General features: G+C 35.4%; 31 protein-coding genes. 7 read left to right on the plus strand and 24 right to left on the minus strand.

The window, feature by feature from the left end:
- Positions 1-61: 61 nt before the first annotated feature.
- The 5 genes from ACU8DI_RS10855 to ACU8DI_RS10875 form a co-directional block, all read right to left on the minus strand.
- Complete coding sequence (locus ACU8DI_RS10855; RefSeq protein ID WP_447112797.1) at positions 62-826, minus strand: class I SAM-dependent methyltransferase; 765 nt, start codon at positions 824-826, stop codon at positions 62-64.
- 148 nt (positions 827-974) lie between these two features.
- Positions 975-1,955 carry an FAD-dependent oxidoreductase gene (locus ACU8DI_RS10860; protein WP_447112798.1) on the minus strand — a complete coding sequence of 327 codons (981 nt, stop codon included), beginning with the start codon at positions 1,953-1,955 and terminating at the stop codon, positions 975-977.
- Positions 1,956-2,043: 88 nt separating this feature from the next.
- Positions 2,044-2,592, minus strand: a complete 549-nt coding sequence (locus ACU8DI_RS10865) for a hypothetical protein (RefSeq protein ID WP_447112799.1) — start codon at positions 2,590-2,592, stop codon at positions 2,044-2,046.
- A 151-nt stretch (positions 2,593-2,743) separates the two neighbouring features.
- Positions 2,744-3,100: a lipocalin family protein gene (locus ACU8DI_RS10870; RefSeq protein WP_447112800.1), complete on the minus strand. Its 357-nt coding sequence runs from the start codon at positions 3,098-3,100 to the stop codon at positions 2,744-2,746.
- A 94-nt stretch (positions 3,101-3,194) separates the two neighbouring features.
- Positions 3,195-3,764 carry a hypothetical protein gene (locus ACU8DI_RS10875; protein WP_447112801.1) on the minus strand — a complete coding sequence of 190 codons (570 nt, stop codon included), beginning with the start codon at positions 3,762-3,764 and terminating at the stop codon, positions 3,195-3,197.
- A gap of 176 nt (positions 3,765-3,940) precedes the next feature.
- Here ACU8DI_RS10875 and ACU8DI_RS10880 point away from each other — a divergent pair, with 176 nt between their 5' ends.
- Both ACU8DI_RS10880 and ACU8DI_RS10885 read left to right on the plus strand, forming a co-directional pair.
- Complete coding sequence (locus ACU8DI_RS10880; protein ID WP_447112802.1) at positions 3,941-4,585, plus strand: hypothetical protein; 645 nt, start codon at positions 3,941-3,943, stop codon at positions 4,583-4,585.
- A 15-nt stretch (positions 4,586-4,600) separates the two neighbouring features.
- A complete protein-coding gene (locus ACU8DI_RS10885) occupies positions 4,601-4,891 on the plus strand; it encodes a hypothetical protein (RefSeq protein ID WP_447112803.1) in 291 nt (96 codons plus the stop codon).
- Positions 4,892-4,972: 81 nt separating this feature from the next.
- Here the strand turns inward: ACU8DI_RS10885 and ACU8DI_RS10890 are convergent, their stop codons facing one another.
- Entirely contained in the window at positions 4,973-5,830 is an 858-nt protein-coding gene (locus tag ACU8DI_RS10890; protein ID WP_447112804.1) for a zinc-ribbon domain-containing protein, read from the minus strand.
- A 167-nt stretch (positions 5,831-5,997) separates the two neighbouring features.
- Positions 5,998-6,723 carry a hypothetical protein gene (locus tag ACU8DI_RS10895; protein ID WP_447112805.1) on the minus strand — a complete coding sequence of 242 codons (726 nt, stop codon included), beginning with the start codon at positions 6,721-6,723 and terminating at the stop codon, positions 5,998-6,000.
- A 227-nt stretch (positions 6,724-6,950) separates the two neighbouring features.
- Here ACU8DI_RS10895 and ACU8DI_RS10900 point away from each other — a divergent pair, with 227 nt between their 5' ends.
- From ACU8DI_RS10900 to ACU8DI_RS10910, 3 genes are all read left to right on the plus strand, one after another.
- Positions 6,951-7,787 carry a hypothetical protein gene (locus tag ACU8DI_RS10900; RefSeq protein ID WP_447112806.1) on the plus strand — a complete coding sequence of 279 codons (837 nt, stop codon included), beginning with the start codon at positions 6,951-6,953 and terminating at the stop codon, positions 7,785-7,787.
- Positions 7,788-8,273: 486 nt separating this feature from the next.
- Positions 8,274-8,903 carry a collagen-like triple helix repeat-containing protein gene (locus ACU8DI_RS10905; RefSeq protein WP_447112807.1) on the plus strand — a complete coding sequence of 210 codons (630 nt, stop codon included), beginning with the start codon at positions 8,274-8,276 and terminating at the stop codon, positions 8,901-8,903.
- A gap of 201 nt (positions 8,904-9,104) precedes the next feature.
- Positions 9,105-9,515: a hypothetical protein gene (locus ACU8DI_RS10910; protein ID WP_447112808.1), complete on the plus strand. Its 411-nt coding sequence runs from the start codon at positions 9,105-9,107 to the stop codon at positions 9,513-9,515.
- Between the two features lie 13 nt (positions 9,516-9,528).
- On the opposite strand, the gene ACU8DI_RS10915 is transcribed toward ACU8DI_RS10910, so the two are convergent.
- The 4 genes from ACU8DI_RS10915 to ACU8DI_RS10930 form a co-directional block, all read right to left on the minus strand.
- A complete protein-coding gene (locus ACU8DI_RS10915; RefSeq protein ID WP_447112809.1) occupies positions 9,529-10,302 on the minus strand; it encodes an SOS response-associated peptidase in 774 nt (257 codons plus the stop codon).
- Positions 10,303-10,323: 21 nt separating this feature from the next.
- A complete protein-coding gene (locus ACU8DI_RS10920) occupies positions 10,324-10,866 on the minus strand; it encodes a DinB family protein (RefSeq protein WP_447112810.1) in 543 nt (180 codons plus the stop codon).
- A gap of 195 nt (positions 10,867-11,061) precedes the next feature.
- Positions 11,062-11,838 carry an anti-sigma factor domain-containing protein gene (locus tag ACU8DI_RS10925; RefSeq protein WP_447112811.1) on the minus strand — a complete coding sequence of 259 codons (777 nt, stop codon included), beginning with the start codon at positions 11,836-11,838 and terminating at the stop codon, positions 11,062-11,064.
- Positions 11,835-12,392, minus strand: a complete 558-nt coding sequence (locus ACU8DI_RS10930; RefSeq protein WP_447112812.1) for an RNA polymerase sigma factor — start codon at positions 12,390-12,392, stop codon at positions 11,835-11,837. Before ACU8DI_RS10930 ends, ACU8DI_RS10925 begins: the two co-directional genes overlap by 4 nt.
- A gap of 128 nt (positions 12,393-12,520) precedes the next feature.
- On the opposite strand from ACU8DI_RS10930, the gene ACU8DI_RS10935 reads away from it, so the two are divergent.
- Positions 12,521-13,033, plus strand: coding sequence for a fasciclin domain-containing protein (locus tag ACU8DI_RS10935; protein WP_447112813.1), 513 nt, complete (start codon positions 12,521-12,523; stop codon positions 13,031-13,033).
- A 324-nt stretch (positions 13,034-13,357) separates the two neighbouring features.
- Here the strand turns inward: ACU8DI_RS10935 and ACU8DI_RS10940 are convergent, their stop codons facing one another.
- From ACU8DI_RS10940 to ACU8DI_RS10970, 7 genes are all read right to left on the minus strand, one after another.
- Positions 13,358-14,179 (minus strand): hypothetical protein, encoded by an 822-nt coding sequence (locus tag ACU8DI_RS10940; RefSeq protein ID WP_447112814.1) that lies wholly within the window; start codon positions 14,177-14,179, stop codon positions 13,358-13,360.
- A 325-nt stretch (positions 14,180-14,504) separates the two neighbouring features.
- On the minus strand, positions 14,505-15,524 hold the full coding sequence (locus ACU8DI_RS10945; RefSeq protein WP_447112815.1) for a serine hydrolase domain-containing protein: 1,020 nt from the start codon (positions 15,522-15,524) through the stop codon (positions 14,505-14,507).
- 244 nt (positions 15,525-15,768) lie between these two features.
- Entirely contained in the window at positions 15,769-15,993 is a 225-nt protein-coding gene (locus ACU8DI_RS10950; protein ID WP_447112816.1) for a hypothetical protein, read from the minus strand.
- An 18-nt stretch (positions 15,994-16,011) separates the two neighbouring features.
- Positions 16,012-17,061, minus strand: a complete 1,050-nt coding sequence (arsB, locus tag ACU8DI_RS10955) for an ACR3 family arsenite efflux transporter (protein ID WP_447112817.1) — start codon at positions 17,059-17,061, stop codon at positions 16,012-16,014.
- Positions 17,062-17,063: 2 nt separating this feature from the next.
- A complete protein-coding gene (locus ACU8DI_RS10960) occupies positions 17,064-17,696 on the minus strand; it encodes an arsenate-mycothiol transferase ArsC (RefSeq protein WP_447112818.1) in 633 nt (210 codons plus the stop codon).
- Between the two features lie 18 nt (positions 17,697-17,714).
- Positions 17,715-18,182, minus strand: a complete 468-nt coding sequence (locus ACU8DI_RS10965; RefSeq protein ID WP_447112819.1) for a DUF6428 family protein — start codon at positions 18,180-18,182, stop codon at positions 17,715-17,717.
- Positions 18,183-18,229: 47 nt separating this feature from the next.
- Positions 18,230-18,562, minus strand: a complete 333-nt coding sequence (locus ACU8DI_RS10970) for an ArsR/SmtB family transcription factor (protein ID WP_447112820.1) — start codon at positions 18,560-18,562, stop codon at positions 18,230-18,232.
- Between the two features lie 190 nt (positions 18,563-18,752).
- Here ACU8DI_RS10970 and ACU8DI_RS10975 point away from each other — a divergent pair, with 190 nt between their 5' ends.
- Positions 18,753-19,388, plus strand: coding sequence for an SDR family oxidoreductase (locus ACU8DI_RS10975; protein WP_447112821.1), 636 nt, complete (start codon positions 18,753-18,755; stop codon positions 19,386-19,388).
- A 133-nt stretch (positions 19,389-19,521) separates the two neighbouring features.
- On the opposite strand, the gene ACU8DI_RS10980 is transcribed toward ACU8DI_RS10975, so the two are convergent.
- The 6 genes from ACU8DI_RS10980 to ACU8DI_RS11005 form a co-directional block, all read right to left on the minus strand.
- On the minus strand, positions 19,522-19,824 hold the full coding sequence (locus ACU8DI_RS10980; RefSeq protein WP_447112822.1) for a hypothetical protein: 303 nt from the start codon (positions 19,822-19,824) through the stop codon (positions 19,522-19,524).
- Positions 19,825-19,839: 15 nt separating this feature from the next.
- On the minus strand, positions 19,840-21,219 hold the full coding sequence (locus ACU8DI_RS10985; protein ID WP_447112823.1) for an NAD-dependent succinate-semialdehyde dehydrogenase: 1,380 nt from the start codon (positions 21,217-21,219) through the stop codon (positions 19,840-19,842).
- An 11-nt stretch (positions 21,220-21,230) separates the two neighbouring features.
- Positions 21,231-21,971 (minus strand): SDR family oxidoreductase, encoded by a 741-nt coding sequence (locus ACU8DI_RS10990; RefSeq protein WP_447112824.1) that lies wholly within the window; start codon positions 21,969-21,971, stop codon positions 21,231-21,233.
- A gap of 285 nt (positions 21,972-22,256) precedes the next feature.
- A complete protein-coding gene (locus ACU8DI_RS10995; RefSeq protein WP_447112825.1) occupies positions 22,257-23,552 on the minus strand; it encodes a serine hydrolase domain-containing protein in 1,296 nt (431 codons plus the stop codon).
- Between the two features lie 75 nt (positions 23,553-23,627).
- On the minus strand, positions 23,628-24,332 hold the full coding sequence (locus ACU8DI_RS11000) for a VIT1/CCC1 transporter family protein (protein WP_447112826.1): 705 nt from the start codon (positions 24,330-24,332) through the stop codon (positions 23,628-23,630).
- A gap of 140 nt (positions 24,333-24,472) precedes the next feature.
- A complete protein-coding gene (locus ACU8DI_RS11005) occupies positions 24,473-25,303 on the minus strand; it encodes an alpha/beta hydrolase (protein ID WP_447112827.1) in 831 nt (276 codons plus the stop codon).
- Between the last annotated feature and the right edge of the window lie 209 nt (positions 25,304-25,512).

Here is a 25,512-nt window from a genome sequence, read left to right on the forward strand (position 1 = left end):
TTTCGAATAAAAAACAATGGCCATTAATTTGATATGGTCAATGTACTTACATAAAGAAGCACTACTGAATGGATGTTTTCAGCGTGTCAAAATCAATTAAATTCAACAGCTTTTTACGATGATCATCTAAGACTTGAAATTCATAGAACGGATTGGTATTTTCTGTGGCAGTACCAATTTTATGTTGCTTAGATAAAATACCAACGCCCCAATCAGTATCAATGCAGCAAGAATACACTTCAGGGTTACAACGCCATTTTAAGAATGCCTTCCAAGTAGTTCCATTCCATGAACCGCTTGCAGGAGTATGGATATAATCATAAGATTCTCTGGCGTGCCATTCGGTTGGTGGATTACAATCATGTAAAACCACAAATCCGTCATCCTTTATATGGTTTAAAGCGTTAATGATGTCTCTATCTACTTGTTCAGCCAGATGTAATCCGTCTACAAAAATCACGTCGAATTTCAAATCCTTTGATAAGATCTCATTATTTGATAACTGTTTAAAAAACTCATCACTTGTCATTTTGAAATCCACAGGGTTTTCCATAAACTCAACGCCAGGATCCACACTGTATTTTTCTTTGGATTCTATTTTATTGAAATTATGGTCTGGATTTCTAACACCAATTTCCAAATAGGTGGTATCTCTATTAAATTGTTGTAATAAAAAATTTATTATTTGTGTTCGAGACGGTGTTTTGGTAATTTCAAAACGATCTTTTTTTATAACTGCTGCATAATGCGGATCATTATAAATATACATCCCTTTAGCATAATATTTGATTGGTTTTACTTTTCCTAGTAAGCGCTTAATTCCCATGTTTTTTATATTCTGAATTCAAATTGTAACAAGTCGAATCTTATGAATTGAAAGTTACTTGTTGTTGGTGGGCGACTAAAATAATAAAAGAAAGTGAATTGAGCGGAATTCGCACATATTATCATTTAAAAATCCCATGTTTTATCTGTCATTGAATTGATGATATTGATGCACTCAATATTTCTGAAAGTTCTTTAGCACATCCCCAAGCTACTGTAAATCCTGCACCACCATGGCCATAATTATGAAAAATATTCGGAAATGTTCGATCAAAATCAAATCTTACAGCACTTCTCATTGGACGAAGACCAACCAACGTCTCTAGTATTTTTGGGGTGCTTTTAGTACCGCTTTTCTCTTGAAATCGGTTGATGATTAATTCGGAGTCCGATAGATCAGGTTCTAGGTTCCAGTTATCAACATCATCTGTGCCACCAATGATAGTATCTTGACTTCTATTAATAACATAACTCAAAGCACCTTTTTCTGTGGCATCACCATAAGAAGGGGTCTTTAATCGCGCTGTTCTTAAAATTTGACCTCTCATTGGTCGTAAATCAGTATCGTTGCACAGTGCTTTAGCGCCAAGACCTGTGCAATTTACAACCCATTGATCAAGCAAGGACAATGTTTTCAAAGAATGGATGTCTCGGATTTCAAAAGTGCCACCTTGGGTTATAAATTGTTGAAATAAACTAGGTAGGTAAAGTCTCGGTTCCACTAATGGGACTTCAGCTACAAATGCGGCATCGATACCTGGCGGAAGTTCATCTGAATGCGCTTTTCTCACTTTTCCAGATGGGAGTTGCTGCACCCAGTCATTGTTACTGTCGTCGTTAAAGGCGCTGAAAAAGTTTATGAAGGAAACGCCATGACCTTTTCGTAGTTCCGATTCATATTTTTGATAGGTCCATTTTGACCAATACATGACTTTGTTTGCAGGTTGTATTTCATAAGGAAACCAGACGGCACCAACTTTACCTGATAATGTGGCGTCATAGCGCTCTTTTGCAATAAGCTTGACATGAAATCCAGAGTTTTGAAGCATAATTGCAGACGTCAAACCAATAATTCCTGACCCAACGACTGTGACCTGCTGTATTTTCATATGGTTCGTGAAGGATGACATTTCGACTTTGATTTATAAGCCCATTGACTGGCGTTAGCTTCCTTAATATCTCAATCTATTATCTTGTCGCTATTGAAATGAGAGTTCCTCATTCTATAGTGGTCTCCATAGAGGGAATTTCGAAACTATTTTCAAGAAGCGAAAACCCTTGTGCATTTTTCTTTTGATCTTCAGTCGCTTCCTGTTTTACAACGATAAAAGAGCTGTCTTCGAAATTGAAGGCATGGATTTTTCCGTTATGTTTTAAACCAAAGGTTCTGAAGTTAAAATTGGCAGATCTTGAACTCATACCATTGAACGTGTCATCAACTATTGGTGAAACTTCTAAATTCTTAATGTAAGCGTTGGTTTCGTAATCTTCCATGCTAAGTTCAATGGTGTCATCCAATTCTAAAGGGTAACTAAAGGATGTCACCATAAACAAACCACTAGAGTCAAAACCATTTTTTTCAACAGCGATATAGAAAATGCCACCACCCATATCTTCTTCATCGGTAATAGTCCAATCACCAGGATGTTCGAATTTAAAACTTTTTCCTTCATACGATTGATTGACTTTACTGCTTCCGGATTCTGTTCCGTTTTTACAAGCTGTTACAAAACAGATCACTAAGACAAGTGCAAGGATTTTTTTCATAATGGTATCATTGAAATTAAAGATGAGGTTGGGTTCACAAAATAATAAAACATTATGAATTTCATGACACCCAAAGCAAATTACATGATTGAAACTGATTCTTATATGACTTGTGGCTTAACAGCCTTCTACAATTTCAGATATGACTGAATCATTGTTTCAACAAGGTCATAATTTCCTTGCGTCCTGATCGGCTCATCGTAAATTCCAATGTATCATTGGTTAATTTGTTGATTTGAACACCAATTTCCATTTTATCTCTTGGGTAACAAATGAGTTGGTCATTTAAAATTTCAAAAGTACCTTGTTCTGCTATGTATCCAATCTGGGATTTGTAGGTTCTGTCTGAATTAAACTTAAACATGACTTCATCATTACAAAGGTCTTTGCCACTTGATTCTACAATCCAAGTTCCGCAATGCCATGTACCAGTAATGAGATTGTAGTCTTTAGATGCATTGCAATTGAACGCCAAGATGCAAAGTAATAGAAATACGATTTTTTTCATTTATATAGGTTTTAGTTGGTCTTTTGTCAATTATACTAAGCGAATATATGACCAAAATATCATTTCTGTGCATGAGTTGACCAATCCTTCGCTATTATTTGGAATTATTTCCAACGGGAAATGAAAAACCGATAGCTGCAGCACCTGCAAAAAGTTGCACGCTGTCATGAAAATAATAAGAAAAAGCGATGTCAAAATTATGTTCAGGTCCGAGTTCAAATCCTATTGATGCCGGCACATGAATAAGCACACCACTATCATTTAGATTTTTAAATAGTGTCATGTTTTCAAAGCTTCCTATGGAAGCTCCTAAGCCCACTTCAACGTATGGCGCCACCCAAGGAATAGGTACTCTTAATCTGGTTTTTCCACCAATGATAAAGGCGTTGGCACTCACGGAATAGACAGGTGAATTAGGATCAGTATTATCACTTTCATTATTGGTAAGAATCATGCCAGCATAAGGTCTGAGGTCAATCCAGTTGGTCAATTTGAGGACGTATTCACCTTGTAAATAAATACCAGAACCAAAAGTATCAACGTCATCATAAGGAGCACAAATGCTGTAACCAACAGATATGTCTACGAACGTTTCCTTTACAAATTGCGCCTCTGTTTTCGAACAGAAAAAGAGCATAAAAAGGACGAATAAAGTTTGTCTCATAATAAATAAGGAGCTTTTTATGGTGAGCAATATAACCGACTTTAGTTAGACATTTAGTATTTTGTTAAATTAATTTAAATTTTTGCTGCCGTTGTCAGTTTGAAATGATATTTTTATAACAGACAACCTGTTAAATGCTTTCAAAAATGGTTTATATATTTGAATCAAAAGGACGAATGAAAAGCACTGCAAATAACCATTATAGATTCTTGAAAAGCTTGATATTCGTAACGCTTTTTTCGGTATCTAACCTGACGTTTTCTCAGCCTCCACCACCTTGTAACGCCAACGGGAATTCTGGTTTTGGAGGAGCCGTTGGAGAAGGACAGTTTTTATTTAGTGGTGAATTTGATAACCCGATAATATTTGCAATGAATACAGGGTCAAATGACATGAATGATATCTTAGTACTATATATTGATACTGGTGTTCCTGGTCGTCAAGTGATAGACGCTTCAATCGACGATGCTGCAGATGATCATCGCATTGCAATTTCAAATAGTAATGCCTTCGGATTTGGAAGTGTCATTACATTTCCGCCAGGTTTTGAAGCTTCTTATGCCATAGCCATTAACACCAACTTTGGTGGTTTATGGTCCATACCAAGTACAGGGAATATCGGTTTTGGGGATTTAAATTTCGTGACTGCAATTAACTCAACCTTGACCTCTAATACACAAGGTTTTTATGATTTCAGTTTTAATTGGGAAGATATTGGATTGACTAATCCTTCACAATTTGACTTCGTAGGTGTTTATGTGAGTAACACGGCCTATTCTTCAGATGAAGGTTATGGTGAAGGTATTACGGTAGGGACTTAAGGTGCAGATCCAATCATGTTTACAGGTTATCTCACGTTACCTGGTTGTAATGAGACACTTAGTCATACTGAATTAACCGCTTCAGACATCGCTATTTACTATCGTAATAATGCTTTACATATTGACGGCATTCAAGGTGATGTTAGTCTTAGTGTTTACAATATTTTAGGACAAGAAGTTCACCATGATTCTTATCCAGTTGATCATCATCAGGTGATACCATTAGCTTTAAACAAAAACGAACTGCAATTTATAATGATTGAAAGCGCTGGAGTAAAAAAGGTTTTAAAAGTGATACCTCGCTAAGGGCCTAATTGCGCAATCCTTATTAAAATCGCTTTTGCTGTTATAATTTTTCCTAATTTACTTGATGGTTTTACTGATAGATTAGTCTTCTTTTAGATCGTAAAAAGGCAAGAGTAATTCGTTAATCGCTTGGTCATCTTTAAAAACACCCTCTGGTGTTTGTAACATCGTAAAGGTCTTGTTTTTAAATGTTCCTATGTATGTTTGATAGGTATTTCCTCCTAAAATATCATCAACACACATATTTAATTTTGAATAAATTTTGTTTTTTTCTGGTTCAGTGAGCACATCTAGTTCTTCAATTTCAACTAAAATTAAGAGCTTGTTTTCAGATACTTTCGAAAAATAACCTGTAGTAGATTCATCCAACCCAAATGATGGCGCGTCTAAGCATAATTTCAGCGCAAATGAATACTTATCTTTCTCTATGTTTGGGGAATAATCGGTATTAAGCATATCCTTTTTTAGTTGATAGGCATGAGTCTCCGCATTGGTTGTCTTATAGTTTGTTTGATCTTTGGTGTAAACCTCTTCATAGTCATACGGACTGTCATCTGAAACAAAATCATCCTCCTTTACCGCTTTGAAAATTAAGGCATAAATGAGGAGCAATAGAAATAGGCCTGAGGCACCAAGTATGATGAAACATCCTGAACAATGCCAATATGCTTTCTTCGGAGGTTGGTCTTGGAGACTTTTGTGTAAAGCTGTTCTAATAGATTCTGGTAATTCCTTCTCATCATAGGTTTTTTTACAATGCGAACATTCCACAATAGTTCGCTTACCAAGCGTGAACATCGGAATCCAAAAAATATGGAAGTAGGTCCCAAAAATCGTAGCGATGAAACTATTTTGACTTTCACAATGCGGACAAACAGTATGGCTTGTGACTTTTTGAGATTGAATTCGAGAAGATCTCGTGCCGAAAAATATAAGCATAAAAGTAGGGTTTATTCAGTTAGGTCAAATAAAGCTATCACTGCTGTAAATATAGAATTAAATAAAGAACCCATGCAATCATCATTGGTTTTTAAAAACAACAATCCTTGGTTCTTGTAATTGTGACTATTTGAATAAACAATTCGCTACAAAGCGGTTATATACCTTTAGTTAGTTGCTTCGTTCAATTCACCTCGTTTATTTTCAAACCGATAGTCTATTTGAATAAATTGTATGTGGCCCTTTTTTGATTTAGTTACAAGTTTTGGTGCAGACACAATTCCTTGAATTAAGATGTAACCTTCAAAATCGATGAGCTTATAGTCAGACTCCCACTCTGAATCACTGTCCAATGGATTCACTTTCACCAGTCCACTATCTTGATAAGTCAATTGATATTTAGTGTTTTCATCAATAGTCTCTACAAACGATGTATTCAGCAAATCAGATTGTACTTTTTTAAAGCCATTTTTAATGGGCTTGGTATGAAGTAGGACGTATGACAAGGTAAATCCGTTGTAAGTGATGGTTAATGAATCTTTGGAGTGGAGTTTTAAAACTTCCTTCTCGCTTAGTTTGTAAACATTTGGACCTAAGGGTGATAAATTTAGAGTGTCACGATACACAAACACTTTGGTGTCTCCGGTCTCCATATTTATGCGATCTTGAGTTCTTAAACGATGAATTTTTTTAGCAGACGCACTATAGAGGAAACTTTGAATTTTAGCACGTTCCATGAAATTTCCAAGAGAATCATAAACGCCTTTAGTTCGCCAGAGTTGTCCTGCTTCCATATCTTGAGAAAACACAGGAATGGTTGCAAAAAGCGCAAGTATTGCGAGAAGTGTTTTTACTTTAAACTTCTGAACTTTAATTGAATCTGTATGGGTCATGATGAGCTTTTATGATGTTGTTTGATGCGTCCATTTTCCATGGTAATCGCTAAGACACAAATATAAATGCTTCTTGTTATTTATGTCACACTAATATGTTTTTTTACATGAGATATTTCAGGTTATGTTATATTTTGTTGTTATTTTAACTATTAAGTCATCTGTGCTTGGGTTGTACAGTTATTGAGTTTGCTTATATTTACGCCTTAATCATTAAATCAACAACATTGAAAAATCTATTTACCATTTTATCTATTTTTTGTCTAATTTTCTCTTGTAGCGATTCAGGTGAAACATCTGAAGATCCAAACAATGGCGGAAACGATCCTCAGGATACGCAAATATATGACGCTCCAAATGTGAGGTCTTACGTGACTTATATCTCTCGAAACTCAGTAACACTGAATGGTTTTATAGATCATGATCTATTTGCTTTCACTCAAGACGACTCGTTTAAAAGGGGATTTATATTTAGAGAAGGGGATGAGAATGACTCAAGCAATGACCAAATTTTCGAATTAGATGGAGAGGTGCCATATTATACTGGCTTTTACTACTTTGATTATGCCATAGATGGTTTAGAACCTAATACGACGTATTATTATACCGCTTACACTGAAAATGGTACTAGTGAAAATGATGATTGGGAGTCTTTTACGACGTCTGATTTTCCTTGTGATGTGGCCCAAAATAATTATATAACTTATGATGGGATGGGTTATGATGTCTATGTTGAAATTACGGATCCCAATTGCTGTGTTGATGGTAATGTAGGTTTCAGATTTGGTAATTGGCCTAACATTTTTGAAATCAATTTCAACGAATTAGAAAATGGCTATCCAAAAACGGGTCAATATTTCGGTGTCGATTACGAATTTGATATCAGCTATATTCAACGAGAGCTCGTCAAATCTACAAATCAAGTGTTGATCGGTAGTAGATCAACTCCAGAAACTGAAGTATTCGTGGAAAATGATGGCAGCACTATAACATTAATTTTCTGTAATACCGTGTTCAGAGATGGTACCACTTTGAATGGAAAAGTATCGGTGGCGATACCATAATATCATATTTAACATATATTGGATATTCCATAGCATTCCGGTGTTATGGAATTTCTTTTTTTAGGAATTGTTGTCAATATCTTGACTTTACTGTTTCTTTTTAAAATATCCCATGATGAGTCTGACTTCTAATCATGCACAAAGGATAATAGCAATAACCAAAACTACATCAAAACCACTCATTAGATAATTTCAATTTTTTACCCAGCATTTTAATTGGGAGTTATCACAATACCATACTATAAATACTAAGGCACTGCCGAACAATCCTAACACGCTATTAACAATTTTAAAAGCTCTTGATATATGTATGTTGTGATCAGGGTATTTTTACCTGTTGTTTTATTTGGTTGAAATCACGTGTACCCTAATCAACGAATTCCGTTAATTTTCAATATCAATTTGACTTCAGTAAAATACATTTTTTGTGCTGATGCCTATTCATTGATACATTGATAGAATTATTCACTTTAAAATACACACATTATGAATCAAGATTTAGTACTAACCGAAGATTTAATTATTAACGGAAATCAGCCTACCACAATTGAGTATGGCAAGGTAACAATTAAAAATGGCGCGAAAATAATTGTAGAAACTGAAGCTAGTATTACAATAGATTCGATTTCAAGTACCAAGGATATTGTAATACATGTTGTAGGACAGAACGGAACAAATGGGAGTAATGGCGCAAATGGTGCCATGGGAGCACCTGGGAGCCCTGGAGCCGATGGAAATTTGGGAAGCGATGGTGGTTCTGGGCAGAATCAAGCACCACTGAGTCTTCATCTAAATCATATTGATGGAAATTTAGTGGTTCAAGCTGGTGGAGGAAATGGTGGCAATGGAGGTAACGGTGGTAACGGAGGCGAGGGTTCCAAAGGCGGTAATGGAGGCAATGGTGGTCATGGAGGTGCTGGTGGCAATGGCGCTAATGTTGAAATAACCTATCACACTATTACGGGTAAGGTGTCAACAGAACATGTTGGTGGCCAAGGTGGTCAAGGTGGTATTGGAGGAAAAGGTGGTTCAGGAAATCCTGCTGGTAGCAATGGTAATTCAGGTATTAACGGTTTGAACGGAGTACCTACAACAGTTACGGTTAAGCAAGTATGAGTTCCACACCAAATGAAGTATTGATGCATCAAACGACGCCAATCAAATCAGAACAATTCCAGTTTTCGGATGTGATTCATCACAACAAAATTTATTGTTAGCAGACGTCATATCTAATTTATTTGTATCTTAAGGGTGATAATATGAAGGTAAAGCTCCTAGAATTCAGAGTATTAAACTAAGTTTTTATCCTGGGATATTATGGAAAGATTTAAGACCGCAGCACTCATTCTTGTTTTTTATTTAGGATTCGTGACGCATAGTCATTCGCAACTGTTAGAAGTAAATAATCAGCAAACATCGCAGGAACTCTATGATTTTCATATAAATAAAATGAAAACAAATAAAGCTATAGCATGGATTGCTATAATCAGTGGATCCATCATGACGACTGCTGGAATTATCATAAATGTGACATCAAATATATTTGGTGATTCGTCAGAAGGATTGGTGTTAACTGGTTTTGGAATTGCGACAACATTGGTGAGTATACCATTATTTGCGGCTGGACGTAAACACAAGGCAAAAGCCAATATTCAATTACAAAATGGTGCAGTTGGTGCTTACAGAGATATCAAATATTCAGGATTATCAATTTCGGTGTCATTTTGACTCAATGAAAGCGCTATGTAATAACATCTTCTAATTCATTATACAACACCTCTTCTGAAATTTCCTCGACGTTACCCTTGTATGTTTTTCCCCGAAGTTTACCTACAGTATGTGCCTTTAATTCACCTTCTGGATAGGACGTGATTAAGGACTGAATATTTTTTTGATCACGTTCATCTTCCATTGGATGCAGCCATTGTTCTTCGATGTCTTCTGTCAGAATTAAGGGCATTCTTGGACCTTTTATTTTTGGATTATTATGAATTTTTGCCATCAGTGAATTACCAACTGTGGTGACAATAGAAAAGGTGTTCATTTTTCCACCGTGATTAGGATTAATCCATTCACTCCACAATCCTGCCAGTGCTAATGGTTCTTCATCTTTTCTTTGAATAAAGAAGGGATAGGTTTTATTATTGAAATGATGGTGTTCATAAAATCCGTCGATATAAATAAGACATCTATGGTGTCTGGCCGCTTCTCTAAAAGATGGTTTTTCAAAGATGGTTTCACCTCGAGCATTTAAGGTGTTATTCCAGAATTTTTTTAATTGTTCTTCATCATGGACCCAAGGTGGTACCAATCCCCAAGTTGCTACCGTTGGAAATTCTGGCGTTTCATTTGTATAGATAAGTAATTCTGGATGACTAAACCCAGACGCATGATGAATGGGTAAATCTGTTAAAGGAATGAGTTTTTCCATAATTTCCTCAACGGCTGCCAAATCGCCTCTTCGTTTGGCTCTTTTCAATTGCGATTCATAACTAGCTTTGATATCGTAACACATAAAAATGATGGTTTTTTATGATTATTGATATAACACATATCTAGGCGGCTTGATACCATTAAGTCGCAAATAGACCAGCATTTGAGCTCTATGATGCGTAATATGATCTGTGAGTAAAAGTAGAATTTGCCTTTTGGTTCGGTTTAACCCTAAATAATCCAATCTGTCATTAAATTGTTTTGTGTCGAAAGCCGTTATGAATTGAATTGTTTTTTCAAATGTTTTGTCGATAGTCGCAATCATTTCTTTTTTGGATTTATCGTGAACTTTCAATTCGTTATCCGTATCCCAATCTCTTGCAGGCCGATTACCTAATAAGGTTTGGCAATGCCAATCCATAGCCCAAGAGATATGCATTAAATGTTCAGCAAAGCTCATGGATTCTGGAGATGCTTTAAAATGATAAGCATCCTCTGGCATCGACTCTGCAACTAAAATTAAATACTTTTTTGATTGTTCTAAGCGTTCTAAATAATCCTTAATAAAATCATGTTCTTGCGCTAATGTTGGCGATGTCAATGATAAGAAAAGTAGGGTTGTGCAGAGAATTTTGAAATGTTTCATTTTAGCTGTTTTATGGAAACTTGCAATAAAGCCTTATTCATCGTATGAGATATTTGCTCATAAGCGTCTTTAAGGATGAGAAACTAAATTACTGAATATTATCGAATATTATTTTTAAGTTTCACATGTAACCCTTGATTCTCATCATAATGCTTGAAACGTTTAAGAATCTAACAACGGCTTTTTTGCCAGCATTTATAAATAAATATTACTGATTAACCTAGACACTGTGGGATGATCGTTGCCACCTGCAGGTTCAATCGTGATATTAAATGATTCGGCATTTTCTATGTAGTTCATAGCAAGCAAGGTGGTGTTTTTATGAATAACACCCATGTTGATCATTTCACCCTCAACATCGGCCCACATTTGGTAATCGTGCTGATCATCTAGTTGAGGTAATTTTTTGGCGTTGATGACCACCTGCTTGGCTTTATGGTTTACGTAGCTCACAATTTTAGCATCTGGTGCCAAATCATTTCCAGTTAAAATATATTGTTGAACATCTGGCGAATTAATAACTTCTGCCCATTTTGAAAGGATTTCATAATTACTACTTAATCCTTCCATCTCCTTTAGTAATAAGGATTTTTCCTCTTGGGCAATTTTTAAGGCCTCTTGCGTATTGTTTAATTCCTTAAAAAGCCAAATGGTTCCAATAAGTAGGAGAGCAGCCACACTAGCTGCAATGCCTAAATAGGTTTTAGTATTCTTTGATTTTTGAATTGCGACAACTTTTGGTTGCGGATTTTTAACTGATTTGAGTAAATTCTCTTTAACAGTTTTTGGTGGATTAATGGCATTCTCAAAAGCCAATGTTTGAAAATCCGCTTCTAAATTTTCAAAGATGGTTTTTAATTCAGAATCCGTATTCAGGATATCTTCAACCTGTCGTTGTTCGGTAGCATTTAATTCACCCAATAGATACAGTTCTAATATACCGTGTTCCAATATGTAAGCTTTATCCATCATTTAATTACTTCAATTAACAGCAATAACCACACCATTGCTTTTCCATAACTTAATTGCAATTTTTTCAGGGCTTGTCTCACGAAAGACTTAAATGTACCTAAAGGCACATCCATGACTTTATGAGCTTCTCTGTGTGTTAAGCCTTTAAAATAAACTAGCTCTAGAGCTCTTTGATGATGCGCATCAAGTTGTTTTATACAGCCATTGAGTTGTAAATATTCAGCATCTGTAGTAATCTCATCTTCTTTGTTACTATATACACTCAAATCTTCCGTTTGGATGAGGTTTTTAGATGATCTTAAAAAGTTTAACGTTTTATTTCTTGCGATGCGATGTGCCCAAGTATAGAATTTACCTTTATTAGGATCGTATTGATCCGCTTTGTCCCAAATGGTCATAAAGGTGTCTTGTAATAAGTTTTGAGCATGTTGCTCATCTTTACATATTCTGATTATAACACCGTAAATAGCAGGCGAATAATTATCGTAGAGTTCAGATAAAGCATCTTCATTTTTATTTTGAAGTTGTAGTATCAGTGCTTTATCGTTCTGCATAAATGTTAAAAATTTGCCAAAAAAAGAAGTGTGCTCATCCATAGCAAACAAACCTGTGTAAATATAAATGAAAGCACTTCAAAAGAAAAGTAAAGTGTCAAATTAGTTTAACCAATAAAAAAATTATTATGAAAAAGTTAGTATTTATTTTTACAACGATTGTAGCATTATCCGTTAGTCAGTTTGCTACAGCTCAAAAATCAATTGTTGATATAGCCGTTGGAAACGACGATTTTTCAACATTAGTGACGGCTTTAAAAGCAGCTGACTTAGTAGGTGCATTACAAGGCGATGGTCCTTTTACGGTATTCGCACCAACGAATGATGCCTTTGCAAAGATTGATTCAGCAACATTAAACTCTTTATTAGAACCAAAAAATAAAGAAGCCTTATCAAACATCCTCACGTATCATGTGGTTTCAGGAAAGCTATCGGCTTCTGATGTTGTTGCAGCACTGAAGAAAGGAAAAGGTAAAGTGGAATTAAAGGCCTTAAACGGCCAAACTTTGACTGTTTTACAGAAAGATGGAAAAATATGGTTAAAAGACCAAAACGGAAATTACAGTGAAATTGTGAGTACTGATGTTATGGGTAGTAACGGTGTGATTCACGTCATCAATCAGGTTGTTATGCCTAAATAATAGGGAAAATAACTGTTATGAAAAAGAGAAAAGCCTCGCGTAAAAGCGAGGCTTTTTAATGTTGACATTTTCAAAGCCGAGTACGATATCATTAAATTTTAAAATTTTCGATAGCTTATCTGGTAAAACATCTTCAAGAATTTTAGTGGTCATTTCATCACAGGCTATTTTAGAAACATGTTGTTTAGATTCATTTTTTTTGCTTCAATAAAGGTAAGATTTATATCTATCTTTTTCAAAGGTCATGGCAGATTCCTAAGTTGCTTAGTCATGGTACAATGTTTAAAGTACAACCGATTTAACATCCTAAGGAATGCCAACTTTTTATTGTTTGATATATTCTTTGGTTACAAAAAAAGTTCTGACGTCATTGAACTCTTGGTCCGATTTATAATCAATCAACCACATATTCACATTTAGCTCATTTAGTAATTCGTATTCTAATCGGACAAATCCATATTTTTCTGAATAATAACTTGTCAGTTTTGTAGTTCCTATATCAGATTTTGCCGTGCTCACGATGACATAGCAGTCGATTTTTCCAAGGTCGGTTTCCAGAGTTTTGAGAGCCGTTATTTTGTAATGATAGTTTAAAAGAAGTTGGTCATCCCATTTCCCCCACATATCGTTTCCCCAACCTTGTCCAATAAGCATTTGATCATGCCATTCTGAACCTACAGCAAGTGGTTTTTTTACAAATGGAAATGGTGCTGTTTCTAAAGAATTGAAAAACCCTTTTCTGATAGGATGTATCCAAACATTAGCGTCGTTTTCCACAGCTCCAGTAGAGGAGAGTGAAGCATAAATTGGATCTTGTAAATAGGAAATTTGCGTTTGATTGTCATTGCTTCTTTCGGCATCTAAAACAGGTCTTACAATGAGATGAATTTTCTCCACTTCAATAATACTATCAGCGTCTAAGGTGGCTAGTTCAAATTCAACACCTCCAAACATGCCTTTATTTTTTTTGAGTTTATAGGTTTCATCGTTAAAAATTATTTCATAGTCATAAACAAAAACAGAACCCGTTTTAAAAATGGTATTGTTAGTGTCAATATTTTCTTCTTCGATAACTAAGGAATCGTATTGTTGAGCTAGAGCAAACTGATATACCAACAGGCATAGTAAGGTTAATTTTAAGTGCATAGAATTAATTTTTGTTAGATGGTTGATAATTCATTGGTACATCAAGAAACATTACAAAGTACAACTTACAAGTAGCATTAAAAAATGTGCGCATAAAAAATAAGCCATTTCTTATGCTAAATTGACTTAAATAGGATATCAGGAAAATAAATGGGTAGTGACTTGCCTTTTATAAAAAATCCATGCAAATTAAATGTGTACGAGGAGCAGTTTTATAGTTTTAAGCATCAATCATTTCGTTGACTCATATGACACGAGATTCCAGTGGTAGTTTCAAATGAGTCAAAAGTATAAATGATTTTACTGGATAATTAACGCGTGTCTTTTATCTTTTTCGCTTGACTATTTTAAAAATACGATTTATTATAATCTCTGATAAATTCCATTCATAACCATTAAAATCTGTTGTGTTAATAAATTGTACAACCACAGTATCGGTATCTTCATGGTATTCAGCAAGGCTTTGATAGCCTGGAACTAAACCGCCATGTTCATACTCATAAATAGAGTTGTAGATGTCCTTTTCACCTTTTTGAAATACAGAACCATCGTTTAGAGCTCTTAAGAATATGCCAACATCTTCTGCCGTGGCCAACATACCATTTTCATGGGTTTTAAAGTCTTGTTCTAAACCAACATAATAGCCACTCATCACGTCATTCATATTGACGTTTTTAAGAGAAAAATAGGTGTTGTTTAATTCAAGTGGCTTCAAGATTTGTTCTGTAATATATTGCTCATGACTGTACCCTAAAACTTTATCAATAATTTTTCGAAGTAATAGATAATTCGTGTTTGAATATTCATAGCCATTATCTGGTTCAAAACTAGCAGGTAAATCGAGGGCAAAATCCAGTGCTCTTTTACCATTTTCTTGTTCATTTTCCCAATAGGCAGGATTGTCTGTAAAATTTGGAATACCACTGCGATGTTGCACCATCAATTTTAAAGTGATTTTTTCCGCATGTTCAATTCGGCCAACAAGTTCTGGGAAATAATCGGCGAGCGTATCATCTAAAGATATCTGGTTATCTTTGACCAATTTCGCAACAGAAACAGCCACATATAACTTACTAATACTTGCGATTTTAAATAGAGATTTTGGGTCTGCAGGTATTTTGTTCTCTCGATCTTTCCAGCCACCTGAATAAAATGCTGGTGGTTTGCCAGCCTGGTCTACATATACAATCATGCCATCAAACCCATGACCAATGGCTTCATCTACTTGTTCTTGAACTGTATTTGGTAAAGGCAAAATCCAAGCCCACACTAAAATCCATGGCACAAAGTACAAGGAAACTAAGGTGCCTACTAGTAGTAATATTCTCAGTATTTTCTTTTTCATATCTTAGAAGCGTGGTGAAAACTGAAATTTCTCTAGCAAAATTCAATTTAAATAGAAAAAATCCAAATTAAAGATGACTGAATTGTGGATTATTATTGATGAGTTGTTTTTTTGATCTTACAACTTTACCCAAATAACATATCCAAAAGTTAGTTGGTCTTCTTTTGTGTAACTATGCTATCTTCCTTCACATTTTGTGCCCAGAGCATTGACTTTTAAAATGATACCTGATGTTTATTTACAATCATACCCAGTTTTTTAATTCAGTCTCTTTATCTGCCACTGCTTGCAAAATGGCATCATCAAAACCTTTGTCTGCGTTCATTTGAAAAACTCTAAACCAATGAATGACTTCTTCTGCTTTTTCTTTATTGTGATATATTTTGCATATATCAAAAAGTGTGGGAGCGAGAGGATAGTAAGAAATTAAGCTCGTAATACCATATCTAACCAAGATTCTGGCATACATGTTTTGTCAGTCTGTTGGCTAGTCAGTTTTAGTTTTGAAATAATATTTTTGTCGTAGCCAAAAAGAAACACGTACTAATAAAATCAATGCAGGGACTTCCACCAACGGACCAATAACACCTGCAAATGCCTGTCCTGAATTCAGTCCGAAAACAGCTATAGCGACTGCAATGGCTAATTCAAAATTATTGCCTGCTGCTGTAAAAGCAACCGAGGCTGTTTTGTCATATTCGGCACCCATGGCTTTGGTAAAGAAAAAGCCAATGATAAACATGATTGTAAAATAGATTAAAAGCGGTATAGCAATTATCAGAACATCCATGGGTATTTCTACAATCAATTCACCTTTTAGTGAGAACATCACAACAATAGTAAATAACAATGCGATTAATGTGAGAGGTGAAATTATAGGAATAAATTTGTTGGTGTACCATTCTTCTCCCTTTAATGTCACTAAAAGAAACCTACTTATTATGCCCATTAAAAAAGGAATGCCTAAATAAATAGCAACACTTTCAGCTATGGTCCCTATAGAGATGTCTACAATAGCGCCATCAAAACCAAAATAGGGAGGAAGAACGGTGATGAAAATCCACGCATAAAAACTATAAGCAAATACTTGAAAAATACTGTTAAGTGCCACCAAACCTGCACCATATTCGCTGCTTCCTTCGGCAAGATCATTCCACACCAAAACCATAGCAATACAGCGAGCTAAACCTATAAGGATAAGTCCTACCATATATTCTGGATAATCACTTAAAAACGTAATTGCCAAAATAAACATTAAAATAGGCCCAATTAGCCAATTCAGAATAAGAGAAATAGAAAGAATTTTGGCGTTTTTGAAAACCTTTGGTAAGAGTGAATAATTGACTTTTGCCAGAGGCGGATACATCATTAAAATCAAACCGATGGCAATCGGAATATTTGTGGTTCCACTACTGAAAGAATTAATGAAGTTTGGAAAGGTTGGAAAATAATAGCCAAGTCCAACGCCTAAAGCCATGGCTACAAATATCCATAATGTCAGATGTCTGTCGAGAAAGCTTAACTTTTTTATTCCCATTTTTAAGAATTTATATGAGAGAAAACGTAAAATAATTCTGTTGCAATTTGCAGACTTTTTTCGTGATATTTATCTGCCTGAATTTCCGTATTGTCAAAAGCCTTTGGGTCTTCAAATGTTATCGGAATACGTTTTTCAGCACCTGCAATAAACGGACAACCCTCATCGGCTTGGGAACATGTCATTACCGCAGCAAATCCTAATTTAGGATTAAAATGATCGTCAAATGTTTTTGAGAATCCAATGATTGGATAGGTGTTTTCAGCATATTTTATGCTGTATATAGGATTCTCGTTGTTGGCTATGGTGTTTATTTGAAAACCTGATTTTTGTAAAGTTTTCGCAACCATTGGAAATAAGGCTGTAGCTTCTGTACCTCCCGAATAACAACTAACGTTCTTAACATTGAAATAATAGGCCATTGTTTGTGCCCAAATTTGACATAGATGGCTTCTACGTGAATTGTGAGTGCAGATAAAATTAAGACGGATTTCTTGATTGTCCTGAACCTTTGATTGGATAAAATCTATGAGTGGTTGCAAAACGGCTTTGCGCTCAATGGAAATAGCTTGAGGATGTAATTCCTTTATGGTTTTCTCAATGGCTGAAAATAACCTTGCTCTTGCTGAGTTCATTTTTCTACAGGCTATTGGTTAACAGCAATTACCATCAGGTGAACAGCAAGGTTCGTCTTTTAAAGATGCGAGTGCGACTTTTGTTTTTTCTGCTGGAACGCCGCATTTATCTTTTGCTAAACAGTCCGTTTGCTTCTGCGTAAGCAAGAAATAGGTGCCGTTGAAGTCAAGCCCGAACTTACCAATGGTTTCTGCCTGATATTCTACCTCAATGTCTAAATCGTCCAAGTTTAAAAGGTCTTCAGAGAGTTCAATGATATTTAACAGCTTGTCTGGATGCAGTCTATGATCATAGTCATTAGCATTCCACAGTTGGAAATTAACAACTTCCTCGTTTCTAACAGTTCCACCGCAGTCGATAAAATGCTTTGTGATTTTACCTACCTCTGTCACGTGGAAATGGCTGGGCACTAATTCTCCATTTGGTAGTTGAAAACCGATAGTTTCCAATTCTTTTAAAACTGATTTTACTTGTGATAATCTCATAATTATATATGTTTATTGCGATGATACGATTAATAGGTTCAAATTTTTTAACAGCATTGATTTTTACTAGATACATCTTGATTGAGAAATTCTGTCATAATCGCTTTCATAGCTGTCCAATTTTCATGATGAATACAATAGCAAACACTCGTTCCTTCTACGCTACCTTTAATAAGCCCTAAATGTTTTAGTTCTTTTAAATGTTGAGAAATTGTAGGCTGAGCTAGACCAATCTCGTTGACTAAATCTCCGCAAACACAAGCGTTAATTTTAAATAAATGTTGTAAAATGGCGACTCTTGCTGGATGTCCAAAAACTTTGGCAAAAAGAGCAATTTCATTTTGTTTATCCGTAAATATTTCGGTTTTTGCTAATCCCATTTTAACTCTTTATTTGTTTATTGCAATATTACGATAATAGTTTTAGTTTTAAAAGTTTTTATGATTGTTTTATCACAAATCAAGTTTCAACTTTATCGCATAGTCTTCAAAAGGGTTATAAGAGTCAAGAATAATGGTTAATGAATCAATACCATTTGAAGATTGGTTGCATCTTGTAAAAAAAAGACAAATGGAACACATATTAGTAGCAGGTGCCAACGGCACAACAGGAAAAAAAATAGTACTATTACTCAAGAACTCACAATACTTCAATCCGGTGGCAATGGTTCGTAAAAAAGAGCAAATAGAACAGTTTAAAAATGAAGAAATTGATACCGTTTTGGGTGATTTAGAAAATGATGTTTCTCACACTACTAAAGGAATTGACAAAGTCATTTTTGCTGCTGGTTCTGGCGGAAAAAATGTCGTTAAAGTTGACCAAGAAGGCGCTAAGAAATTAATAGCAGCTTCTAAGATCCATGGTATTTCAAAATTTGTTATGTTGAGTTCTATGGGAGCAGATAATCCAGAAGAGGCAGAGGAATTAAAGGATTACCTTAAAGCCAAGCATAATGCTGATGAATATTTAAAATCGAGTGAACTTAATTATACCATTGTAAGACCAGGTAGTTTAACCAATAATAAAGGGACTGGTCATATTGAGCTCCAAAAGAAGTTGAACCGCAATGGTTCTATTAGTAGAGATGACGTAGCTCAAACGCTCGTTAAGTCGTTACATGATGATGCGCCGCATCACACCACATTTGAAATTTTAGAAGGATCTACGCTTATCGGAGAAGCCCTTGATAATGCATCTAGGTCTTGATGTGTGATTCACTAATAAATAGACCAAAAGAAATCGCTAGCTTATACTAGCGATTTCTTTTGGTCTCAATAGAAAGATTTTATTTTTATTTAACTCTTCATATATAATAATTACGCGGTTGTCAAGAATTACCTTATTCTTCGAAATTATTCTCGAGATGACTATTGTCTGTACTTCCTAGGCTATGGTGACGGTTCTCTTCGTCACTGAGATTCCCATCTGGCTTTGCTTTGGATTGTGCTCTTCCAGGAATATCTAAATCTTTACCTTCAAAATCTACAGGCTTTTCTCTATTTTTTAAGTACTTATCTTGACCACCATCTGTTCTTAAATGCTTTGTTTTTTCATTCAAGATATCCAAATCTTCTTTCGTAACATCTGAATTATATGGCGTTTTATCTTTTGTGTTATTTTCTGTTTTGTTTTTTGCTTTCATAATTTTAAATTTTAATTATTTACTAAATATTAGTGATTTGGCATTCACAAACTCTTTCATGCCGAGTCCACCGTGTTCTCTTCCAAACCCTGAATCTTTTACACCTCCGAAAGGCATGGCAGGATCGGCAAGTCCAAAGGAATTGATAAATACCATACCTGTGTCAAAATAATCTCGCGCTAGTTGTGTCGCTTTAGATTCATCTTTGGAGAAGATGCCTCCACCTAAGCCGTACTTACTATCATTAGCTATTCGCATAGCATCAGCGGCATCTTTTGCTTTGATTAATGATGCTACAGGACCGAAAAGTTCATCGTCGTAGGCAGGTTGTCCAGGTGTCACATTTCCCAATACAGTAGCAGGATAGAAAAATCCATCGCCATCATGTAGTTCTCCACCACATAATATTTGAGCACCTTTCGCAACGCTCTTTTCTACTTGCTCATGAAGTGTTTCTCGCAAATCTTTTCTAGCAATAGGTCCGAGATCCACATCATCCGCTCTGGGATCACCCATTTTCAAAGCTTTCATTGATTTAACAAAGGCATCCTTGAATTTGTCATATATAGCCTCTACGACTATAAATCTTTTGGCGGCAATACAGGTTTCACCATTGTTATAAATACGGCCTTGTACCGATTTTTCTACAGCGAGTTCAAGGTCGGCATCTTCTAAAACAATGTAAGCATCATTACTTCCTAGCTCTAAGACTACTTTTTTAAGGGCAGCACTGGCTTTTTCACCTATATTTCTTCCTGCTCCTGAGCTTCCTGTTAAGGTGACGCCTCTAATTAAGTCATGTTCGATAATTGTATCTGATTGTTCGTGACTTACAATGAGTGCTTGAAACAAATGTTCTGGTAAACCAGCGTCTAAAAAGATTTTTTCAAGTAGTTGCCCGCATCCTGTGACATTAGAAGCGTGCTTTAATATTACAGCGTTACCAGCCATTAGGCTAGCAATGGCATATCGAACGACTTGGTATGCAGGGTAATTCCATGGTTGGATACCGTAAACAATTCCAATGGGTTGGTAGGTTAAGATTCCTTTTCCTCCTTTGATTAGCTCACGCTCTTCATCTTGCAAAACTTGCTGCCCTTTATCTGCAGAATATTCGCAAATGGCAGAACATAAATCTACTTCTTGGTGACTTTGAGACAGGAGTTTTCCCATCTCGTCCGTCATGAGGCTGGCTAATTCATCCTTATGCTTTTGTAAGCTTTTGCCAATGGCTTTAATTATTTTTGCTCGGTGTTCTAGACTCTTGTGACGCCAATCTAAAAATGCCGATTGGCTATTTTGAATTCTGTCTTCCAAGGCTTCGTTAGAGAGATAATGATAAGACGTTATCTCCTTTCCTGAATTTGGGTTAATAGTTGTTATTTTATGACTCATGTTTTTTGTTTTTATTGTTGTTCTGTTGGCATTATATACACATCGTTTATATTAACTCGGTCGGGTTGAGATATAGCATAATAAATAGCTTCAGCAATATCTTCAGCCTCAAGCCTCGTCATTTCTTTCATACCAGACAGCTGCTCTTTTATATCTTCATCAGTGATTGTATGGAGTAACTCTGTATCCACAGCACCTGGTTCAATAGAGGTGATATTGATATTATGTTCTGGTGCCAACTCCTGTCTTAGACCTTCGGAAAACATTTTAACAGCAGCTTTTGTCGCGCAATAGACAGCACCTCCTGGAAAATATTTGTAAGCTGCCGTAGACGAAATATTGATGATATGACCACCCTTATTTTTAATTAACGTAGGAAGTACCGCAGCAACACCATTCAGAACTCCTTTGATGTTGACATCAACCATAGTGTTCCACTCGTCTGTTTTTAGTTTAGCTACATAAGATAAAGGCATAAGACCTGCATTGTTTACAAGGGCGTCCACTGTACCGTAAGTATGAATAGATTGGTCAACGACATTTTTAAAATCGTCTGGCTTAGTAACATCGCCTGTTATAACTAAAGCATCGCCTCCGTTAGATTTAATTTTATCTCTTAAGGCTTTAAGCTTCTCTTCCCGTCTAGCAGTTAATACAACCTTTGCTCCGTTTTTTGATAATTTTAATGCGGTAGCTTCTCCGATACCACTAGATGCACCAGTTATTATGACGACTTTATTCTTCAATTTCATATGTATATAATTTTTAGATTCATGATAATATCGCCATTAATTATAGGAATTGTTGATGCAATCAAATGATAGATTAGCCTTTTCCATAAGAATATGATAAGAAAGCAGGTTAGATTGCCATAGAGAACCACTTTAGCTGAAATTTAGCGTATATGAAGCGCAAAGCATGACGAGGCATGTCATTCATGAATAATCTCAAGAAAGGGTGTTAAGCAATTTGCGTCTAACGTTTCGTGGTATTCTAAGATAATTTTCAGGAACAAGTATCCTTAATGTAAAAAGCAGCTATTGCTTTTTTTTATGTAATACGTTATCTGCAGGGGTTTCTATGTCGAGCTTGTCAAAATAGTCATTCATTTTATCCCAAATGGTATAATATTCTAATTCTCTCGCGCGTTCGTCATTACCCATATCTACATTAATAACGATGTATCTTCCTGTTTTTTTCTCTTTGTCAAAAAACATCCATGTCGCCACTCCTGCATCGCCTCCTGAATGACCGACGTATCCCAAGGCACTATGACCTATAAAAATGGCCGGATTGTAGTCTTCATCATAAGGATTTTCTGCATTGCGTGAGTCAAAGTTCTCTGCTTTCAGCTGTTCTGAAAACAATTCTTTATAGCTTTCTTTATTCAGTAATGTTCCTTCGCCATTATACCCTTTAATTAATTCAACCAAATATTTCGCCATATCGCTACTTGATGAAATCAACATTCCATCAGGATAGGTTATTGCTTTGTAGAAAGGTAGAAGTGAATCATCATTTCTATACAGTTTAGCGTGCTTAGTGATATCTACATCTGCTAATGACCAACCTGATTCCGTCATATTTAATGGCTTTAAGATATATTGATTGGTAAAGGAATCATAAGATTGTCCTGTGGCTTTTTCTATAATCAAAGCACACAATGTGGCTCCTACATTTGAATAATTATAGCGTGTTCCTGGCTTAAAGTTACTGAAGTTCTCTTCTATATAATAAGGGCCATCTTTTTGTAAATAGCTTTTAAGAAAGTCCTCCATAGGCATATCTTTTTCAGGTAGATTAAATTGTTGATCATGATAAGCCGTACTGATATTGCTGAGGTCTTGGTCTTTAACAAGAATCCAAGCGTTATTCATATACTGATCTGTATCATTGATACTCGAAGTATGTGTTGCTAATTGTCTGATGGTCATGGTTTCGTCCGGGAAATTTGGATTGATTACTTTAAATGGTAAGTAATCTTGAATTGGGTCATCTAGATTTAGTTGCCCTAGTTCTTTTACTTTCATTAAAGCAATACCAATGAGTGTTTTAGAAACTGAAGCCACATGCTGAATGGTATGCGATGTATACTTTTCTTTCGTTTCGCGATTGCTGAAACCAAAACCTTTCTCATAGAGAACGCCATCTTGATTGACCATAGCGACTGCAAATCCGATGATTTTTCCACTTTTTTGAATAGCCTCTAATTCCGAGGTTAAAGCCTCTCTTGCTATTTGACTGTCACTTAACGAACTCTTGTTGTTTTTTTGACCTTGATTACATGATACATACGTAATTCCAATCATTAATAGTAAGACTATTTTTTTCATGTCTTCGTTTCTTTTTACAATTAAAATGACAGCTAGTGGTGACAGTTTTATTTCTAGAGCAAGCTCATATCGTATCTAAGCGACATTCACGTTGAATAGATAACCAACGAACGCGGTCAATCCCATGGCAATGGTTCCCCAAAATGTAATGCGGATGATAGCTTTTAATATACTTGAACCTCCAGTTTTGGCTGCTAGTGCTCCCAAAATTATCAGAAAAAATAACCCAAAGCCATAAAGTGAATACTCCATACTCTCAATAGGAAGAAAGAGTGTTACTAAAAAAGGCAGTAATCCACCAACCGTAAATGCGGCACCAGAAGCAAATGCCGCTTGTATAGGTTTAGCCTGACTAATTTCATTAATTCCTAATTCATCTCTTATGTGGGCGCCAAGGGCATCATGTTCCGTTAATTCTTTGGCCACGATTAAAGCGGTTTCTTTTTTCAGACCTCTTTTTTCATAAATGTCTGCCAGCCTTTGTAATTCAATTTCAGGCATTTCCATGAGTTCTTGTTTTTCTCGTTCGATATCAGCTTTTTCAACATCTGTTTGCGAGCTAACCGAAACATATTCTCCAGCGGCCATCGATAGAGCACCAGCCACGAGTCCGGCTAATGTGGCCAAAATAATAGGTTCTCGCATATCACTAGCAGCCGCAACTCCAATGGCAATACTTGCTGTTGAAAGAATACCATCATTAGCTCCAAGAACAGCTGCTCTTAACCAATTACTTCTATGTATGTAATGATTATCTAAATAGTTGTCTAATTCTTCCATTGTATGATCGATTTAGTAAGTTGTTACGTCTTACGCTCTTGTTTTTAGCTTGTTCTTGCTTCTAAGTTGCTCACTTTTGGAAAGTGAATATCTTCCTTTAATACTGCTTTAATAACTAATCAAAGTGTGGTAGTCCATTATTATTTTGTATTTGAAATGAAAATTTTTTCAAATGCATTATATACAGCACAATGTAAAGCGTCTCCATGTGTTTTATCTTCTAAAAATTCGTAAAACAATCGTGTATTCTGTGTTTGATTTTTCTTCAGTTTAGTAAATAATTCTTTGGCAGTTCTTTCCATAACATCTCCTTCTTTTCCTCCTGCAATATAAATGGCTTTTTTTGAATCAAAATTAGTAACTACTTCATCTAAAAGCTTTTCATCATTCCACCATAAACTTGGGCTTACAATAATATAGTTGTCAAAAAGTTCTGGGTTTTTAAATAATATTTCTGTGGCTAATAGTCCGCCTAAAGATTGCCCTATGATGGTTTTTATTTTGTTGGTTTTATAATTTGATGCTATAAATGGTTGTAATTCTTTTTCTATAAATGCTATAAATTTTTTGGAATTACCAGAAGTAGGAAATTCTTTTTGATCCAGTTTATTTTGAGAAGGAAACGTAAAATCCTTTTTTCTATCCACATTTCCAATACCTACTACAATTGACTCGGGAAGCATGTTAATCCATGGAAACGAACCAAATTGAACGATACCAGAAACGTGAATAAAATCCTCATCTTTTGAACCGTCAAGCAAATAAATTACGGGATATGTATTTGAATTATCATCTGAATAGTTTAGAGGTAAGTATATATTTAGGTCTCTAGTTTGGTCTAGTATAGTGGATTCAATTGTAATGGATTTCCCGATTGAAAAATCTGTTTCGCTTATCTTTTTCGGCAATGTTTGCGCGAATACAACGCTTGCTATCAATATTAGTGTCAAACTTAAAACCTTCTGTTTCATAATTATTAAAATCAAGTTGGTTGCAACGCTAAAGTACTTAGTTACAGGATTAAAAATCACTTCGCCAGTTGAAGTTCTGTGGTAAATACGTGAGTTGTGTTGCTCTTATTTTTCCTAATAGTTAAATATAGTCATTTATAGGAATACACAGTATTATGATATTATATGAATAACAATGATTTGTAACAGTTTTGTAGTCATTTTTTTTG

The sequence above is a fragment of the Psychroserpens sp. BH13MA-6 genome (assembly GCF_052983595.1).

Bases quoted from the DNA above. Each gene is read 5' to 3' on its own strand.
- ACU8DI_RS10855 (WP_447112797.1), bottom strand. From the start codon at position 826: ATGGGAATTAAGCGCTTACTAGGAAAAGTAAAACCAATCAAATATTAT.
- ACU8DI_RS10860 (WP_447112798.1), bottom strand. From the start codon at position 1,955: ATGTCATCCTTCACGAACCATATGAAAATACAGCAGGTCACAGTCGTT.
- ACU8DI_RS10865 (WP_447112799.1), bottom strand. From the start codon at position 2,592: ATGAAAAAAATCCTTGCACTTGTCTTAGTGATCTGTTTTGTAACAGCT.
- ACU8DI_RS10870 (WP_447112800.1), bottom strand. From the start codon at position 3,100: ATGAAAAAAATCGTATTTCTATTACTTTGCATCTTGGCGTTCAATTGC.
- ACU8DI_RS10875 (WP_447112801.1), bottom strand. From the start codon at position 3,764: ATGAGACAAACTTTATTCGTCCTTTTTATGCTCTTTTTCTGTTCGAAA.
- ACU8DI_RS10880 (WP_447112802.1), top strand. From the start codon at position 3,941: ATGAAAAGCACTGCAAATAACCATTATAGATTCTTGAAAAGCTTGATA.
- ACU8DI_RS10885 (WP_447112803.1), top strand. From the start codon at position 4,601: ATGTTTACAGGTTATCTCACGTTACCTGGTTGTAATGAGACACTTAGT.
- ACU8DI_RS10890 (WP_447112804.1), bottom strand. From the start codon at position 5,830: ATGCTTATATTTTTCGGCACGAGATCTTCTCGAATTCAATCTCAAAAA.
- ACU8DI_RS10895 (WP_447112805.1), bottom strand. From the start codon at position 6,723: ATGACCCATACAGATTCAATTAAAGTTCAGAAGTTTAAAGTAAAAACA.
- ACU8DI_RS10905 (WP_447112807.1), top strand. From the start codon at position 8,274: ATGAATCAAGATTTAGTACTAACCGAAGATTTAATTATTAACGGAAAT.
- ACU8DI_RS10910 (WP_447112808.1), top strand. From the start codon at position 9,105: ATGGAAAGATTTAAGACCGCAGCACTCATTCTTGTTTTTTATTTAGGA.
- ACU8DI_RS10915 (WP_447112809.1), bottom strand. From the start codon at position 10,302: ATGTGTTACGATATCAAAGCTAGTTATGAATCGCAATTGAAAAGAGCC.
- ACU8DI_RS10920 (WP_447112810.1), bottom strand. From the start codon at position 10,866: ATGAAACATTTCAAAATTCTCTGCACAACCCTACTTTTCTTATCATTG.
- ACU8DI_RS10925 (WP_447112811.1), bottom strand. From the start codon at position 11,838: ATGATGGATAAAGCTTACATATTGGAACACGGTATATTAGAACTGTAT.
- ACU8DI_RS10930 (WP_447112812.1), bottom strand. From the start codon at position 12,392: ATGCAGAACGATAAAGCACTGATACTACAACTTCAAAATAAAAATGAA.
- ACU8DI_RS10935 (WP_447112813.1), top strand. From the start codon at position 12,521: ATGAAAAAGTTAGTATTTATTTTTACAACGATTGTAGCATTATCCGTT.
- ACU8DI_RS10940 (WP_447112814.1), bottom strand. From the start codon at position 14,179: ATGCACTTAAAATTAACCTTACTATGCCTGTTGGTATATCAGTTTGCT.
- ACU8DI_RS10945 (WP_447112815.1), bottom strand. From the start codon at position 15,524: ATGAAAAAGAAAATACTGAGAATATTACTACTAGTAGGCACCTTAGTT.
- ACU8DI_RS10950 (WP_447112816.1), bottom strand. From the start codon at position 15,993: ATGTATGCCAGAATCTTGGTTAGATATGGTATTACGAGCTTAATTTCT.
- arsB (WP_447112817.1), bottom strand. From the start codon at position 17,061: ATGGGAATAAAAAAGTTAAGCTTTCTCGACAGACATCTGACATTATGG.
- ACU8DI_RS10960 (WP_447112818.1), bottom strand. From the start codon at position 17,696: ATGAACTCAGCAAGAGCAAGGTTATTTTCAGCCATTGAGAAAACCATA.
- ACU8DI_RS10965 (WP_447112819.1), bottom strand. From the start codon at position 18,182: ATGAGATTATCACAAGTAAAATCAGTTTTAAAAGAATTGGAAACTATC.
- ACU8DI_RS10970 (WP_447112820.1), bottom strand. From the start codon at position 18,562: ATGGGATTAGCAAAAACCGAAATATTTACGGATAAACAAAATGAAATT.
- ACU8DI_RS10975 (WP_447112821.1), top strand. From the start codon at position 18,753: ATGGAACACATATTAGTAGCAGGTGCCAACGGCACAACAGGAAAAAAA.
- ACU8DI_RS10980 (WP_447112822.1), bottom strand. From the start codon at position 19,824: ATGAAAGCAAAAAACAAAACAGAAAATAACACAAAAGATAAAACGCCA.
- ACU8DI_RS10985 (WP_447112823.1), bottom strand. From the start codon at position 21,219: ATGAGTCATAAAATAACAACTATTAACCCAAATTCAGGAAAGGAGATA.
- ACU8DI_RS10990 (WP_447112824.1), bottom strand. From the start codon at position 21,971: ATGAAATTGAAGAATAAAGTCGTCATAATAACTGGTGCATCTAGTGGT.
- ACU8DI_RS10995 (WP_447112825.1), bottom strand. From the start codon at position 23,552: ATGAAAAAAATAGTCTTACTATTAATGATTGGAATTACGTATGTATCA.
- ACU8DI_RS11000 (WP_447112826.1), bottom strand. From the start codon at position 24,332: ATGGAAGAATTAGACAACTATTTAGATAATCATTACATACATAGAAGT.
- ACU8DI_RS11005 (WP_447112827.1), bottom strand. From the start codon at position 25,303: ATGAAACAGAAGGTTTTAAGTTTGACACTAATATTGATAGCAAGCGTT.